This window comes from Pedobacter vanadiisoli (assembly GCF_042684385.1).
GTDB classification, from domain to species: domain Bacteria; phylum Bacteroidota; class Bacteroidia; order Sphingobacteriales; family Sphingobacteriaceae; genus Pedobacter; species Pedobacter vanadiisoli.
Genome location: NZ_JBHULL010000010.1, coordinates 99,211 through 116,042, shown reverse-complemented (window position 1 = coordinate 116,042; position 16,832 = coordinate 99,211). Strand labels below are relative to the sequence as shown.

The 16,832-nt window shown below is 40.8% G+C and carries 8 protein-coding genes; 3 read left to right on the top strand and 5 right to left on the bottom strand.

The features are described from left to right. Nucleotides 1–9 precede the first annotated feature (9 nt). Complete coding sequence (locus tag ACFSR6_RS13670; RefSeq protein ID WP_379079820.1) at nt 10–1,722, top strand: RagB/SusD family nutrient uptake outer membrane protein; 1,713 nt, start codon at nt 10–12, stop codon at nt 1,720–1,722. A gap of 447 nt (nt 1,723–2,169) precedes the next feature. On the opposite strand, the gene ACFSR6_RS13665 is transcribed toward ACFSR6_RS13670, so the two are convergent. Continuing rightward, nucleotides 2,170–3,504: an MFS transporter gene (locus ACFSR6_RS13665; protein ID WP_379079818.1), complete on the bottom strand. Its 1,335-nt coding sequence runs from the start codon at nt 3,502–3,504 to the stop codon at nt 2,170–2,172. Between the two features lie 211 nt (nt 3,505–3,715). Beyond that, a complete protein-coding gene (locus ACFSR6_RS13660; RefSeq protein WP_379079816.1) occupies nt 3,716–5,050 on the bottom strand; it encodes an APC family permease in 1,335 nt (444 codons plus the stop codon). Between the two features lie 364 nt (nt 5,051–5,414). Between ACFSR6_RS13660 and ACFSR6_RS13655 the strand changes: the two genes are divergently transcribed. Then, complete coding sequence (locus tag ACFSR6_RS13655; RefSeq protein WP_183768223.1) at nt 5,415–7,283, top strand: DNA topoisomerase IV subunit B; 1,869 nt, start codon at nt 5,415–5,417, stop codon at nt 7,281–7,283. Between the two features lie 179 nt (nt 7,284–7,462). Here ACFSR6_RS13655 and ACFSR6_RS13650 read toward each other — a convergent pair whose 3' ends face one another. From ACFSR6_RS13650 to ACFSR6_RS13640, 3 genes are read right to left on the bottom strand one after another with little or no spacing between them, the layout of a single operon-like run. After that, the gene (locus tag ACFSR6_RS13650; protein WP_379079814.1) at nt 7,463–8,485 is read right to left on the bottom strand and encodes a YihY/virulence factor BrkB family protein; all 1,023 of its coding nucleotides are present in this window, start codon (nt 8,483–8,485) and stop codon (nt 7,463–7,465) included. Between the two features lie 7 nt (nt 8,486–8,492). Then, nucleotides 8,493–10,805, bottom strand: a complete 2,313-nt coding sequence (gene tamL / locus ACFSR6_RS13645; RefSeq protein WP_379079812.1) for a translocation and assembly module lipoprotein TamL — start codon at nt 10,803–10,805, stop codon at nt 8,493–8,495. Further along, entirely contained in the window at nt 10,789–15,780 is a 4,992-nt protein-coding gene (locus ACFSR6_RS13640) for a translocation/assembly module TamB domain-containing protein (RefSeq protein WP_379079811.1), read from the bottom strand. The genes tamL and ACFSR6_RS13640 overlap by 17 nt, the downstream gene beginning before the upstream one ends. Nucleotides 15,781–15,929: 149 nt before the next feature. Between ACFSR6_RS13640 and ACFSR6_RS13635 the strand changes: the two genes are divergently transcribed. Beyond that, nucleotides 15,930–16,418 (top strand): cytidine deaminase, encoded by a 489-nt coding sequence (locus ACFSR6_RS13635; protein ID WP_379079809.1) that lies wholly within the window; start codon nt 15,930–15,932, stop codon nt 16,416–16,418. The last annotated feature ends 414 nt before the right edge of the window (nt 16,419–16,832 follow it).

Here is a 16,832-nt window from a genome sequence, read left to right as displayed (position 1 = left end):
GAGATCAAAATGAAACACATCAAATATATTCTTCTTTCCTTACTGATTTGCAGTACGTTTTCCTGCAAAAAGGAGTTTTTAACGCTTCAGCCACAAGGTGAACTTACAGAAGAACAACTTACTACACAAGATGGCGTAGAAGGTTTGCTGGTAGGGGCTTATGGTTTACTCAATGGCAATGTAAACGGAACTTATGGCAATTACGGCGCGGCCCCAAGTCAATGGTTATTCGGCGAAGTTGCTTCTGATAATGCCCATAAAGGGAGCGAGATTGGCGATCAGCCACCTATGAATGCCATTGAACAACATGCGCCGACCAGTACAAACGATAATTTATCGAATATCTGGGACAGGTGTTTTGAGGGCATTCAGCGTTGCAATAATACGCTTAAAATTTTGGCTAACCTGCAAGCCGGAAAAGGTACCGCAAAATTTAGCGATGCCCGTGCAAAGGAAATTCAGGGCGAAACCAGGTTACTCCGGGCACATTATTATTTCTTTTTAGTACGGATATTTAAAGTTGTACCATATATTACAGAGGCTACAAGTGGCACTTTTGTTCCGAATGATAAAGATATTTATCCAAACATTGTAGATGACCTGCAGTTTGCCGTTGCCAATTTAAGCACAACCAAACCAAAAAATCAAAAAGGCAGGGTAGATAAATATGCTGCCCAGGCTTATTTGGGGAAGGTGTTTTTATATCAAAAGAAATACCCTGAAGCTTACGATTTGTTGAATGCCGTAATTTTGGCAAAACCATCCCTGATTGATATGCCCTATTCGGATAACTTTGATATTACCAAAGAAGACGGACCAGAAACCATTATGTCTGTGCAACATTCTGTTGGAACAGATGGCACCGGGGGCGATAATGGCAATGTAGGCGATATGCTTAACTTTCCGTATGGTAATGCCCCGATTAACTGCTGCGGTTTCTTCCAGCCGACTATAGATTTAGCCAATTCATTTAAGGTTAATGCGGCAGGTTTACCGCTATTAGATGGCAGTTACCGGAATAATCCATATAAATCTGATTTTGGATTAACCGGGGCAGACAAAGCTAACTATGCAGTGGATAAAACTTTGCCTTTGGACCCAAGAATAGAATCGACACTGGGAAGACGAGGTGTTCCATACCGAGATTGGGGTTTAATGCCTGGCGATACATGGATTCGTGATGCCAGTAATGGAGGCCCCTTCCTGGCCGTTAAAAATACCATTGATGCTGCTCAGATTTCGAGCGGGACAGCACCTGGCAATACCAATGTAACCGGACTGAATGTAAACCTGATCCGTTTGGGCGATGTTTACCTGATGGCGGCTGAATGTGCGGTCGAAAAAGGTGATTTAGACAGGGCCTTAACATTGGTGAATGCCGTGAGGGCAAGGGCGGCCAAAATAACGCCACAATCTATAAACGGGGCACCTGCTGCAGCTTATAAAGTTAGCCCGTATGTGTCATTTCCAAATGATACCTATGCCAGAAACGCGGTACGTTTTGAACGCAGGTTAGAATTAGCCATGGAAGGCCACCGGTTTTTTGACCTTGTGCGTTGGGGCATAGCCAAACAAACTCTCGAAAGTTATTTTGCTTTTGAAGGGAACTACTTCAGCTATTTAAAAGGCATTACCATCGAAGCCAGAGATGATTATTTCCCTTTACCGCAGGATCAGATCGATAGGAGTAAGGGGCTGTTAAAACAAAGTCCTGGATATTAGTTTGTAAATGAGTGTATTACGGCGGAGCGATGTTTGTGAGCATTGCTCCGCTAATGTATTTTTACGCTATGAGTATACTAAGTTTTGATGTGTTTTATGCGGTTAAAATCATTTTAGCAGATCCCGCATTTCTTTGCCATCCTATCGGGATGGAGTGAACCTACGGTACTCTTATTTTTTAGCAAGCAATTGGAGTATTCTCCTTTAATATGGATTAGGTGGCTGAAATATTGCTGCTACCAGTAGTAAAATAAACCCGACCAACAGCGTTATCCCGATTTAAGAATGGTTTAACTTACAGTTTTACTTTATCGGGATTAAGCAAAGGGCGGGACTGCTGTAACCTAAGCAGCACAGAAATTGCTTTCCAAAAAAAAATCAGAACTGTGAATAATACAGTAACTGCTTGGCTAAGGATCTTCGGTTGTTTATTCTTCCGGCTCTAGACTATTTCTCCTCTTTAAACCTGCTAAAAACCAACAGCGCAATTAAACAGAGCCCAAAACCTACCACGCCGTTTAACCTTAATCCATAATCATTGCCGGGATCTTTGCCATAAACGGTAAGCATGGCGAAAATGGCAATGCCCAATGTTTGGCCGAGTTTTACAAAAAGGTATTTCACGGCAAAGAACATTCCTTCGTGGTTTTCACCTGTTTTTAAAGTATCTTTCTGGGCAATATCGGCCAGAATCGCTGTGGGTAAAATGCCAAGTGCCGCTAGGGGAAAAGAGGCCGATAATACCAGCATATAAATCTGTGTGTACGGACCAAAGGGTAATTTACCTAAAAAGAAAATGGTCACAAAGATTAAGCACAACACACCAAAGGCAAGCAATACAAAAGGTTTTTTACCAATTTTAGCAGAACCAAAATTAACTAGTGGATAAAACAACAGGGAAGCCATAACCATGGCACCCATAAATTTACCTCCTTCTGATTCCGGTAAACCCAGTAAAACAGTACAAAAGAATAATAAACCGCTCGATATAATGCTCAATGCGGTATAAAAGGCAAAATCAGATATTAAGTAATATTTAAAATTGCTGTTTTTAAAGGTACTTTTAATTGCCGGCCACAAAGGCACATGCGTAGGTTTAGCAACTGAGAATTCCTTTTCGTTGATGAAAAAAATGGGCAATAACATCATCAGACCAGATAAGGCACATAAACCCCAAATTGCAGTCTGGATGGCTTCACTGCGGTTGGCTACATGAAAATGGGCTTCAACCAGATCGGCAAAGTTATTGGTACAGGCTGATAAAATAATCCCGATTACAAAGCCCACCTGTTGGTAACTGGACAGCTTAACTTTCTGTTTTGGTGTATTGGTTACTTCGGCCAGTAAAGCATTATAAGGAATAATATAGGTAGTAACCGATATGAAAAATAAGCAAAGCGTAATGGTTAACCACCAGGCATTATGCAGGCTTTCTGTTTTTTGGATAGGGTAAAAAACCAGTCCGCAGAAAAGCATTGCCGGAACAATAGCCCATTTCATAAAAGGCATCCTGCGGCCGTTTTTATTGATGCTGGCATCGCTTTTAGACGCAATAAAGGGATCGTAAATGGCATCTACCAATCTGCCCGAGGCAGCAATAATAGAAAGGATATTAAATGCACCCAGTAAAACAAGCTGTGGCACCAAAGGAGGCAAGCCGGCATTACTAGGCGGCAGATAGAAATAGGGAAGCATAACGATGATAATATTGGTCATCGTGCTCCAGCCAATCATACCGGCAGCATAAGCAATTTCTTGTTTTGGCGAGAGTGTTTTGTTCATTGAAAAACTTAAAATTAATTCATTTCTTTTTTTGAAAAGCAGGTTCCTGTGTTTATAGGTTCAATCAGCCCTGCTTTCCATTTTATTTCGCTTCGCTTCATGTTCATTCCAATCAGGTTTATTGACTAAGGCCTGTGGTCCAAACTTAAAACCCTATTCGCTATGCAGAGCAGCTCAAAGGTAAATCGTCAGTTTCAAATAAAATATACCTTTATTTTTTAAGCCATCTGCTCACAAAATAAATCGCCAGAAAGCCGATAAAAATATATAAACCATTTAATGCAGCATCGGGATCGTCGGCGTAAATGCTCAGGGCCACAAAAGTATAAGCGGCAATAAATATAATAGGCAATATAGGATATAAAGGCACAGTATAGATGGTTTTTTTATCAAGATGTGCAGTTCTTTTACGCAGAATAAAAATGGTGGCTGCCGAACTGGCCATGCTAATACTTTCTAAAAAGATGGTATAGTTTAAAATCTTATCAAAAGTTTTGGCATAGAAAATAATCACCACGGCAACAACAGTAAAAACACTCAGGCTTAAGGTTATGACTTCCGTTTTTTTATTCATACGGCTGAAAATCCTGGGTAAGGCACCTTCTTCACCCATAGCAAACATTGCCCGCGGGTTACTCAGCAAGTTTACATTAACATAGCCCATTACCGAGAAAAAAATAATAATTGAAAGCACATTAAAACCTGCTGGTCCGAATATTTTGGCGGCCAGTATAGCTGCTATACTTTCTGCCGATTTCAGTTCTTCGAAACCAATAACCTGAACATATATGTAATTAATGGCCAGGTACAGGATAACAATTATGGTTAAACCGATAATAATTGCCCGCGGAATTACCTTTTTGGCTTCTCTAACCTCGCCGCCAAAATTGATGGTTTGGGCGTAACCCGCGTAAGAGAAAGAAACGGCAATTAAGCAAAGACCAAGCGCTTTGCCATAATTGGTCCAGTTGGGTGATGTACCGTTTATGGCTTTAAAAACCGGAGTAGTAGTTTGGGTGTTCCCGACAAAAAATATGGCACAGATAAGGGTTAGAATCATCCCGATTTTAATAATCGTTAATACATTCTGGGTTTTGGAACTGGCCTTTAAACCCAGCAGGTTAATGAAATAAAATACCAGGATAGTAGTAATGGCAATGGCCACCCGGTAGGTTTCGTTTTGCATGGCCGGGGGTAGAATAATCTTGCTCAGGTACTCCGCCCCGATAATGGATATGGCGGCTACCGATGCGGCGCTCGAAATAATAACAATGCAGTTAATGGCAAAGGCAATGGAAGGATGATAGGCTGCTGAGAATATTTTGTAATAACCACCGGTTACCGGAAAACGTGAGCCGATTTCGGCATAGGTTAATGCCCCGCAAAAAGCTACAAAACCTCCGATGAACCAGGCAAGGTAAAACAACTCCGGAATTTGCGCCTTGGCGGCCACATTTACCGGTGTGCGGAAAACCCCCATGCCAATAACCAGGCTTACCACAATCATGGATAAATCGAATAGCGAAAGCTGCTTTTTCTGTTGCATGAATAAGGATATTTAAATTTAAGTGATGAAGATAGGGAAATTATAAGGTAGATGATGTAAAAAGGAAAATGAAGAATATTAACGATTGGTTATTTATCACTAAACTATAAACCATTAAACATCATGTGATCTACCGGTCCATTATCCATTTTCATATTCCAGCCTCCATGTTTGTATGTTGAAACTTTCTTTTGCTTGCCTCGCAGAATAAATCTATTATTGTATAATATTTCTGAAAACTGTAAAAACAGCATCAGATCTATTCCTACAAAAATTATCAATTTGATTAAAAAGTAACTGGGCCACTGGGCGCTGTTGCAGTATAGCCCGAAACGGGTTTTGATTGATAAACAGATAACACATTATGGCAGAAGTAATTTATAACGACGACAGTATCCGCTCATTGGATTGGAAAGAGCACATCAGGTTACGTCCGGGTATGTATATCGGTAAACTTGGTGATGGCTCGGCACAGGATGATGGCATTTATGTTCTGTTAAAGGAAATTGTAGATAACTCTATCGATGAGTTTGTGATGGGGACGGGAAAAACCATCGAAATTACACTATCTGAGCAAAAGGTAAATGTTCGCGATTATGGCCGGGGTATTCCATTGGGTAAAGTGATCGATTGCGTAAGTAAAATCAATACCGGTGGTAAATACGATAGCAATGCCTTTCAAAAATCTGTTGGTTTAAACGGGGTAGGTACCAAGGCCGTTAATGCGCTTTCTACCAGTTTTACCGTTCAATCGTACCGCGATGGAAAAACTAAAAAAGTAGAATTTTCTAAAGGCGAAATTGTAAACGAAAATCCGGTAATCGATACCACGCAGCGTAATGGTACGGCGATTACTTTTTATCCCGACGAAAGTATTTTCAGAAATTACCACTACATTCCTGATTTTGTAGAGAGCATGGTTTGGAACTATGTTTTCTTAAATACAGGTTTAACCATAAATTTCAATAACCAGAAATATTTTTCGGAAAGAGGTCTGTACGACCTGCTTTCTAAATTTAATAAGCCGGAGGAAATCAGGTACCCGATCATTCACATGGTTGGTCCCGATATCGAAATCGCCATGACCCACGGTCAGCAGTACGGCGAAGATTACCATTCGTTTGTTAACGGACAACACACCACACAAGGCGGAACCCACCAGGCAGCTTTCAGGGCGGCAGTGGTGAAAACTGTCCGTGAGTTTTTTAAGAAAGAGTTTGAGGCATCGGATGTTCGCTCGTCGATCATTGCCGCCATTTCTATCCGTGTGCAGGAGCCGGTATTCGAATCGCAGACCAAAACTAAACTGGGTTCACAAAACATGGGGCCTGAAGGGCCATCTGTAGCTACTTTCATTAACGATTTTGTTAAAAAAGAACTTGATGATTACCTGCATAAAAATCCTGATGTTGCCGATGCCTTATTAAAAAGGATTATGCAATCGGAACGCGAGCGTAAAGATATTGCGGGCATTAAAAAACTGGCTAACGACAGGGCTAAAAAGGCTTCGTTGCACAATAAAAAACTTCGCGACTGCAAGGTTCACTTCAACAGCACGCACGAAAAACGTTACGAAACCACTTTATTCATTACCGAGGGGGATTCGGCTTCCGGCTCAATCACCAAATCGCGTGATGTAGATACCCAGGCGGTGTTCAGTTTAAAGGGTAAACCGTTAAACTGTTACGAGCTGACCAAAAAAGTGGTATACGAAAATGAAGAGTTTAACCTGCTGCAGCACGCCTTAAATATTGAGGATGGCTTGGATGGCCTGCACTATAACAATATCGTAATTGCTACAGATGCCGATGTGGATGGTATGCACATCCGTTTGCTGATGATGACTTTCTTCCTGCAGTTTTTCCCCGATCTGGTAAAAGCGGGGCATGTTTATATTTTGCAGACACCACTTTTCAGGGTGCGTAATAAGAAAGAAACGATTTATTGTTACAGTGATGAGGAGCGTAAAAATGCAATAGAGAAATTGGGCAATAAACCTGAAATTACACGCTTTAAAGGACTGGGAGAGATTTCGCCGGATGAGTTTGGCCTGTTTATCGGAAAAGACATTCGCCTTGATCCTGTAATTTTAAAAGATCAGACCATTAAAAGCCTGTTAGAATATTACATGGGTAAAAATACACCAGACAGGCAGCAGCATATTATCAAGAACCTGCGTATCGAGAAAGATGAGGTGACGGAAGAGCCTAAGGTAATTACAGAAGTAGCATAATAATAGAGTCAGGTTTTTTAAACCTGACTTTTTAGTGTTACGTCACACTGAATTTATTTCAGGGGCTCTCGATCATTAGATGCTGAAATAAGTTCAGCAGGACGATCATGGATGAGATAAATTTCTTTACTGGTCGATGAGATACCAACCAATAGGATACGTTGGCACAATTCTATTTACTATTTTGGCAGGTTAACCGTATCTTCAGGGTGCTGCGGAGGTAATACATCCACCTTTTTCTCTACAATGGTAATCTTGGTAAATACAGCATACTTACTTGGCGATATGCCGCCGTCGAATTTTTCGGCGTAGGCTTGTGTAAATTCTGCCCCAAAATAGAGGATGATAGAAGTATAGTAAATCCACAGGAGGATAATGATAATAGAGCCTGCTGCACCAAATGCCGAAACGGTACTTCCTTTTTCGATATAGATGCCTATTAAATATTTGCCCAGACTAAACAACACGGCAGTAAATAAAGCGCCAATGATGGCCGATTTCCATTTGATATTTACATCTGGCAGTACCTTAAAGATTATGGTAAATACTGCGGTAACCGCCGAAAGTGTGAGCGCATTGTTTAAAATGTAAATAAGCAGGGCCATGGTATCATTGGCAACAGGGATCACATCCTCTACTTTGCTCTCCGAAATGAGTGAAACCAGTTTATCGCCAAGTCCTACCACAATACTGTTAATCACCAATGAAACAAGCAGCAAAAAGCCCATCGATACAATGAGTGAGAAAGAAAGTAACCGGTTGGTAAGCATTTTGATCCAACCCTTTTTAGGCATGGCTTTTACTTTCCAGATCAGGTTAATACTGTCTTGTATTTCAATAAAAATAGCGGTTGCACCTATAATTAAAGTACCAATACCGATAATTAAACCGATGGTAGACTGGCCTGTTTTATTCGCATGGTCAACAAAACCCTGTATCTGGGTAGCTGCAGGTTTTCCAACCAGTTCGGTAACTTCCGTAAAAAACTTGTCTCTGGTTTGCATTTTATCGCCAAAAAACAAAGTAGCGGCCGAAAGTACAATAATAATAAGCGGTGTAAGTGAAAAGATGGTGTAATAGGCTAGCGAGGCACTTAATTTCATTACCCGATCTTCCATAAAGCCTTTACCAGCAGCTATAAAGAGGTGATAAATGGCAACAAAAAAATATTTGATTTTATGTAATACTCTTGTTCTTTTCATCTTAAAACTAGAACGGATATCCTATCCCAATATTAAAAATTAAATTTTGCCTGCGCCAGTCTTTATTTCCAAAATTTATATCGTTAAATACCCAGCGTTGTCCTTCCGGTAAATACGGTTTACGTACGGGAAAGGCCACATCCAGGCGTACTACAAAAATGCTGGCATCAACTCGTAAACCTGCCCCTGTACCCACTGCAAGTTCGTTCAGTGCATTTTTAAGTTTAAAGCCTGATCCAAGTCTGGCCGTTTCCGGTTTGCCAGGTTCTCCCAAATCTTCTTTCCTAAGCCAGATATTACCTGCATCTACAAATAATGCGCCATAGAGGATACTTACAATTTTAAAACGGAGTTCTGAATTAAGCATCAGCTTAATATCACCACCCTGATCGGCAAAAATGGCATCATCCGGAACCTTATAGGTACCCGGACCCAGGGTGCGGGCTGGGAAAGCCCTTACATCATTGCTACCACCGGCAAAAAACTGCCTTACAAAAGGTAGCGATGTGCTGTTGCCATAAGCAAAGCCATAACCTAAATTTAAGCGGTTGGCCCAGATCAGTGTTTTGGTAATTTTATAATAATCCCTTAAATCGGCCTCCGCCCTGATAAACTGGTTGAGCGGGGTATTAAAAATGGTCCGTTTCCCTTCTTCATTTTTGGAGGTAAACAATCCCCAAACATTTCCGCCGGTTTCTAAAGCCCCATAAAAATAGGTGTTATTCCGGCGGTTATCTTCCATCTGGTTGGTATAGGTGAAGTTGTAATTGCTGCCGACGATAAACTGGTTTTCTAAAGTTGATCTTAAGAGAGGATTTTTAAAAAAAAGGGTGTCTCTGGTATTGCTATCAGGAAACCCTGTTGATACGTAACTAATCGAAATCGGGTTAAAATTATGCTCCTTATACTGGTTTTCCTTAAAGTTATAACCATACTCCCCTTTGATGGCATGTAAGGTATATTCAGAGCCCCTGTTCAGCATCTGGTATGAAAGGGAAGTAATGGTTCTCGGAATAAAGGCATTGGTGCTATTCGGTTTGTAAAAAGGAACAATTAACCTCGGGAAGGTTAGCTTTCCTTCGGCCGTAAACGACAATGAATTTTTGCCCAACGAGGTTCCTTTGGTCTGTGTTTCAAAACCACCGCTCACACTGATATCAAGCTGTTCGGCATTTCTGAACAGGTTGCGCGTGGTTTGGGTAACCTTCACTTCAGAACCTACAAAATTATTCGATTTACTGGTTCCGGTAACGGAGAAAGAAAGCGAGTTTTTCTTTAAAGGGGTTAAATAAATATTCAGGTCAAGCTGGTTGTTCCTGAAACTATCTACCGGTAAAAACTCGGCCCTTACATCCTGAAACGCACCCACATTTACCATCCGGTTTAACGATTGGTTATGGTCTCTGCGGTTGTAAGCTTCACCTTTTTGAAAAAACACCAGGCGATCAAAAAGTTTAGGTTTAAAGGTATTGCGGTTGTCGTAAATGTTAAAATCGTTATATACCTGGGGTTTTAGTTTTCTTAAAACACTATCTCTCCTCAAGGAATAATTAGGGTAGATATTGATATTTTTAATGGTATAGGGTTTCAATGCAGCATCAGGAGCAATATCTTTTACCTTTAAGGTTACATTTACCAGGTTTTTGCCTATGGTACTGTCAACCTGTATAATTAAATAATCAGGACTGAAATAAAAATAACCGATTTCTTTGAGGTCGTTATCAATCCTGATCCGCTCGTTTTTATAGGTATCAATATCGTAATAGTCGCCAACCTTTAGCAAAGTTTTATCTTTATTGGCATTGATGTTTTGTGTTAAAACACCGGTATCGGGCGGAAAGGTTACCCGATTGATTTTATAGCGTTGCCCGGTAACGGCGGTATAAATGGCCTTACCCTTTTTATCTTTAACTACGGTATCGCCAGTAACATTGGCCTGCAGGTAGCCTTCGCTAATGAGGTAGCTGGTTAATACATCGTTGTTGTACTTCAGTTTTACATCATTCAGCAGCACGGGGGCCTCTCCCTTTCTGCGCAGCCAGTTCCTGAAGCCTTTGGGCTTTTTAGGCTCACCTGCCAGGTTGTAAAGGCCAAGTTTGAATTTGATCCCTAAGATAGAGCTGTTGGGGCGTGGCCTGGTTTTCGCTTCAAGGTCGTTTTTAATTTGCTTTTCGTTATCAATTTTGCCTGAAGAATCGGGATTGATTTTTACTTCGGCACCCGTGTACAAAATCTGTCCTGGTTTTAAAGATTTGGTACTGCTGCAAGCCCAAACTAAACAGGCCAATACAAATAAAAGTGGTCTAGTTAGTTTTTTCATCCTGTGCTTTCTGTTCAATGTTTCTTATTCTTCTGATTCGTTTCTTCTGGAATATCTCTCTAAATTTATTGTAATCTACCACAAGGGTAAAGCCTAATCCGGTTTCGATAATCTGACCTTGTACAATAACATCGTTCTGGTTACGGCGATAAGCCCTTAAGCGGTAGCGCCCATCGGCCGAGAGGGCATATTCTACATTCACATTTCCGGCTATATTGGTCGATTTTTCTCCTGCAGCCTGTGGACCTTCCAGGGCAAATGAACTACCTACAGTAACCGTTAAGCGATCGTTCAGTAATTTTTTAGATAAGCCCACTTCTAAATCGGTTTTTTGTTGCATCGAACCGGTTGAGTAATCTTCTGATGAGTTTACCCCGAAGTTGAGGTTTACACCCTGTATTAAATCGGAGGTTAAGTTATTGAGCTGCTCGGTTAAAAGCTGGCTTACACTCGAACGTGCGAGGGTAGAAACCCCTCCACCTCCACCGGCCAGACTCTGAAACGGATTATTGGCAATAAACCGGTTTAAGGCCAGCAAGGCAAAAACCTGTTTGTTCAGTTCACTCTCATCGCGGTTTACATTAATCAGCTTAGTGTACACCTGACCGCTCAGGGCGCCACGCTCGTTTTCAGGTAAATCGAGTTTAAATGAAATGGTGGGTTTTAACAGTTCGCCTTTCATCATTAAATAAACCTGAAAAGGTAATTTCGTTCTGGCTTCATAAAGATCTGGCTGATTAAGCAAATCGATGGGAGCGGCATTTACTTCGTATAAAGCGGTGATGTTAGCATTGGCTGATGTAGGCTCACCAGTCCAGATAATGGTACTGCCCTTAACCAGTTTAAATTCTTTTTTAACCACAGCCAGGGTAAGGTTGTACGAACCATCAACAATTTCGTAACGGCCTGTCATGCTGATTTTACCGCTGGGATCCATCGTCACATTTAAATCGGCATCGCCCTTAACGTTCAGGTTATCGCCATTGGCCGGATCTACCACTACGTTAAGTTCAGCTTCAGGATCTATATTTACTGAAGCAACCAAATTTAAACCTTTAATAGGTGCCTTGCTGATACTGTCTACTTTCAATGCTCTTTTACCATTAAACGGCGGTGCGTCTTCATCTATAAACTGAACAATGCCTTCCTGATCGATGATGGATGGATCGTTAGCCGGCAGGGCAAAGAAAAATTTGGTTCCCTTGTTTACCCTGATGTTCATGTTTACATCGGGTTGGTTAAGATCACCGCGCACTTTAATGTTGCTGGTTAAGAAAACCGTTCCGTAAATCATGTCGTTATCTGCTGCGGTCGAATTCAGCGCCCTGAAATTATTGGTTTTGATATCCAGGCCGAAACGGTAACTTTTAAAATCGCTTGTGTAAACTTTTCCGTTAATGGTAGCTTTCTGGTTTAAAGAATCGATTAGCGTAAAATTGTTAAAGCTAACCCCTTCTTCGGTGAATGAAATCTTCTCGTTTGGCATCCGGAAATAAGAATTTACGTAAGCTACATTAAAACCAGCGTTATTGAAGGTTAAATCGCCCAATATTTTTGGTGCTGTTAATGCCCCCTTAACAGTTAATGCCCCGGTTAAGGTACCTGTACCTCGTTTAAGCTGACCTGCTGATAAACTTTCAATGTTTTTCATTTCAATCTTATCGATATTAACAGTCAGGTCAAGCGCGCTCTGGGGAGCGGTGTAATAAAAACCATTGACCCGAAGTTCATGCACACCTGTTAAGGCTACATTCACCTCGAAGGCATTTTCGGTATTGTTGTTTACGGCTAAACGTAAAGTGCCCAATTCGTCTTTTTGGTAGCGCAGCCGATCGATAGTCAGGTTGGCCTCAAATTTTGGGGTTGTTGCCAGGTCTTTCACATTGGCAGTACCATTTAGACGGCCGCCTACCAAAGTGGTATCGGTTTCGGCAAATTTAGTAAGTGTTTCCAGTTGGAAATCCTTAAACTCAACCGCTAAAGGTGCATTTGGCTCGGTAGGGTTGCTGTTAATCGCAAGCGATTGGCCGCTGTTGCTGATCTGAAACTGGTTGACCAAAATTCCCGAAGCGCCAAATTGGATGTAATTGTCTTGCGAAACCACCCATTTCTGGTAATCGAGCAGGAGTTTTTGCGGGTCGAGCGTGAATTTAAAATCTTTGTTAATCGATTGGAAATTGCCACCAATTACATATTTGTTTTTACGCTGCCTGTCGCGTAAGAAAACATTTATACCTAAATTGTTGTTAGCAGCATCGCCATTTACTTCTGTATTAAAAAGTGCAACAGATGGACTTTGTAAGCTTTTAACTGTTAAGCTGTAATCTAATTTATTATTATCGTTATTGATATTTAAAACCGTGGTATCTACTTTGAAATCGCCATATACTACCTGCGGGAAGTTACCCTTAATCTGCAGGCTGTCTTTCTGGGTATCAATTAAGCCATAAAACTGCGATTGTTTAAACACAGTTAATTCGGGCACAAAGCTCTTTAGCAGTTTTGAATCGTAGATACGTACAAAGAACCTTAAACGCTGATCGGGAACTTTGGTAACCGTACCGAAAGCGTAATATTTGTTTATTTCGTTAATAATGGCATTACTGACCTTGGTTAGCTGGTATTTGCCATCAATTTTGGCCGATAGGATTTCCGATTTCAGCGTGAGTTCATTTTCCGTAGCCGTACTTTTGGCACGTACAAAAATGGTATCTACATTAATTCGCTGTTTATCTTTAACTACCTGCAGACCGGTAACATCAACTGATCCATTTAAATAATCGGCATCGGCAGTAGCTAAATCTACTTTAATCAAACCAGCCGCACTCAACACTGTAGGGCTAAAGTTTAAAGCCTGCAGGTTAAGCTGCTTTAAATTTAAATCGGCTTTTACACTTGGGTATTTACCAGCCAGGTTAACTTTTGCATCAAGGGCGAAATTGGCATTACTATCAGGCATGCTGCTTTTTACTGTTACATTCTGGTTGGCATAGGTACCGGCTACGTTTAAGTTGCGGTAGGTATATTTATTGTAATAAGCGCTTAACACTTTTGCATTAAACTTCGCATTAATTTTTTTGGGGTCTAAACCAGTACCCGCTACCCGTGCTTTTGCTGAAACACGACCTAGTTTAGGTTGCATTTTTAACAAACGGCCTACATTAAAATTGTTCAGGCTAACATCGGCCTGGTAACTTTCTCGGCCTTTAGGACCTTTCATTCCTGCCACAACATTGGCACCGCCCATATCTGTTAGGATATTCATGTTGGTGTTAAAATCAGTCATCGATCCTTTAAAATTACCTTTTGCATCGATCACATTGGGTAATTCGAGAGTAGGAGGGAGCGATTTTTTAGGAACAGCCACCAGGATATCACTTTTGGTAACGTGTAATTTCTTGATGTTTAAATCGAGAAAGGTTTTCTTAACATCGGGCAATCCTTTTGCCTTTCCGCTAATGTCAATCTGCGTGTTTTTTAATCCGCTAATTTGTAAACTCGGAATGTTTAGGTTGTTTAAATAGCCATTAACATCAGCATGGAGCTTTATTTTTTCGTTGCGATAACTGGCCGGAACTGCATCGCTGAAATAACCTGCATCTTTTAAACCAATGGTGGTATTTTTAAAGGCCAGGTTAAGTTTTACCCGTTCGGGATGTTTGGTGAGGTCATCCATTGAAGTAAAATTAAGCTCGGTAGCATTATCGATGGTCGTATTCGGGGTTTTGAGCACAAAATTGCTCAGTTTAATCTGCTTGTCGTTATACACCGCATCGCCTTTAAGCTCGTTTAGTACAAAACCGCTTTTTTCTTTTAACGAGCCATTTTTAACATTGGCTTTTATGCCGGCTGCGCTATAAGTTACATTGCTGGCACCTAAATTTAGCCCGGCAATTTTGAGGTGGTTAAAATCCATTACCTTTGGTGCTGGTTTAGCGCCAAGGTTGTCAAATTGTACATCATTATTGGCCAGACTAATGTTTTTAATAATTAGTCCAAGTGTCGATTTCTCGGGTAACACCGTATCCTTTACTTTTTTTAAATCGTTACTGGGTGCTGGCTTGAAGGCAAAAAGAATATTCGACTGGTTTAAATGTGCATCATCAACGGCATATTGACTGTTGGTTAAGTCAACCTTGAGGTTAACCAAGCCGAGGTCGTTAACATCTGCAACCGCCCTGGTGGTCGAAACCTGGTCGTCGTAATTGACTTTTACCTTGCTGAAAACAAAATTCTGTACTTCTATTAAAGGCAGTTTACCCTGTTCTTTCTCGGTACTGTCTACACTATTGGTGATGTGTTGCACCAGTTGGGTTAAGGGTTTTTGCTGCAAATACCGTAAAGAAGTATTGGTTAAGCTTAGCTCCTTAATTACGTAGTGTTGGTTGGCGAGGTCGAAATCCTTGATTTTGGTTTTAAAAGCACCAAGGTAAAGTTTAACGTTATTGCCGGCCACATCATCACGGTAGGTGAGGCCTATATCTTCGAATGAAATCCGGTCGACTGAGAATTTTAGGGTTGAGGTCGTATCTTTCTTTACTTTCTCCTCGGGTTTTTTCTGGTCGCTGGCAAAGGCGTCAACCAAAAAAGAAAAATTGAATGTAGTGTCGGGATTAATGCGTTTAACATTGGCCCGTATGTTTTTAAGCTCGATGTTGTTGACTTCAACTGTATTTTTTAAAAGTTTAAACAAGCTAATGTCGACTGCCAGTTTTTCGGCATATAATAAGGTATCACCCTTTCGGTCTTCGATATAGAATTTATTTAATACAACATCTTTAGGCAGTGCAATCTTAATGCTTTCGAGGCTAACTTCGGTCTTGGTTTTGGTTTTGAGGTAATTAATGGCCTTATCCTTAACAAAATTTTGAACGGCTGGAATATTTAAAGATAATGCTAAACCGACCACTAATATGATAATGGAGGCAATGAACCACAGTAAAATTTTGAAACTTTTGCGTACGTATTTATTCAAAGCTAAGCCTGTTTGGTGTTTTTATAAATGTTAAGAGCATGCCATTAAAATTAATTTTAAGGCACTTTTTACTAAAATAATACAAAAAATAACTTAAATTGTTCGCCCGTTATAAAAATTTAACATTGGCGGCGCAAAAAAAGTTTAAAATGAATTCAATAAATCTAAATATATCTTTTGAACAATACTCAGGTATTGATGAATTAACAGAAAAAGACCGCACATTGTGTCAGCAGGCCGAGCAAGCTTTAGCTACCTCATATTCTCCTTATTCTAAGTTTAGGGTGGGGACAGCCATTCGCCTGGCTTCTGGCGAAATAGTTTTAGGCAGCAACCAGGAAAACCTGGCTTATCCATCAGGACTTTGTGCCGAACGGGTAGCGCTTTTTGCTATCGGTACTAAAAATCCAGAAGCAGTGATTGAAAGTATGGCCATTACCGCACAGACTGATCATTTCGAGATTTTAAAGCCTGTTACCTCCTGCGGAGGTTGTTTACAGGTGATGATCGAGTTTGAACGCAAACAACAAAGCCCCATTGAGGTGATTTTTTATTGTTTAAATGGTGAGATATTGAAAGTACCCAGCGTAAAAAGTTTATTGCCCTTTGCCTTTGCTGAAGATAGGTTGGAGCGGTAAGATGGAGCGTCATTTCGAGCCAAGTGCAACGAAGTCGAGAACCCGAAGGCTCAGCGAAGCTAAACCTATCTCGAAATAGATCTATTCCTGCCCGTTACAGTCTGGCTTGGTGGTACCGATCCTTTAGCAATTGGATCGGGCCGCCGTATTTTTTGAAAATGAGCGTTCTGTATTTCATAGGTGCTTTCGTCCCGCCATCGCTTTTAGTACTCGTTTCATTGCACTTCACTGCGGGCTAATCGCTCTGTCAGGTTTATTTATAAAAGTTTTGCTCTGGTTGGCACAATAGAGCCTTCAATATTGTGCGGGTAAGCATTTCGCTGCTTTTGAGTTGATATGAACCGTAATTAACCGTGGATTCAATATGGTGAAAAGAGCTCTTAATTTTAAAATCTGCTACGCAAGGCTTACTTC

What these genes read in the sequence shown, in the direction of transcription:
- ACFSR6_RS13670 (WP_379079820.1), top strand. Translation starts at nt 10, where the DNA reads ATGAAACACATCAAATATATTCTTCTTTCCTTACTGATTTGCAGTACG.
- ACFSR6_RS13665 (WP_379079818.1), bottom strand. Translation starts at nt 3,504, where the DNA reads ATGAACAAAACACTCTCGCCAAAACAAGAAATTGCTTATGCTGCCGGT.
- ACFSR6_RS13660 (WP_379079816.1), bottom strand. Translation starts at nt 5,050, where the DNA reads ATGCAACAGAAAAAGCAGCTTTCGCTATTCGATTTATCCATGATTGTG.
- ACFSR6_RS13655 (WP_183768223.1), top strand. Translation starts at nt 5,415, where the DNA reads ATGGCAGAAGTAATTTATAACGACGACAGTATCCGCTCATTGGATTGG.
- ACFSR6_RS13650 (WP_379079814.1), bottom strand. Translation starts at nt 8,485, where the DNA reads ATGAAAAGAACAAGAGTATTACATAAAATCAAATATTTTTTTGTTGCC.
- tamL (WP_379079812.1), bottom strand. Translation starts at nt 10,805, where the DNA reads ATGAAAAAACTAACTAGACCACTTTTATTTGTATTGGCCTGTTTAGTT.
- ACFSR6_RS13635 (WP_379079809.1), top strand. Translation starts at nt 15,930, where the DNA reads ATGAATTCAATAAATCTAAATATATCTTTTGAACAATACTCAGGTATT.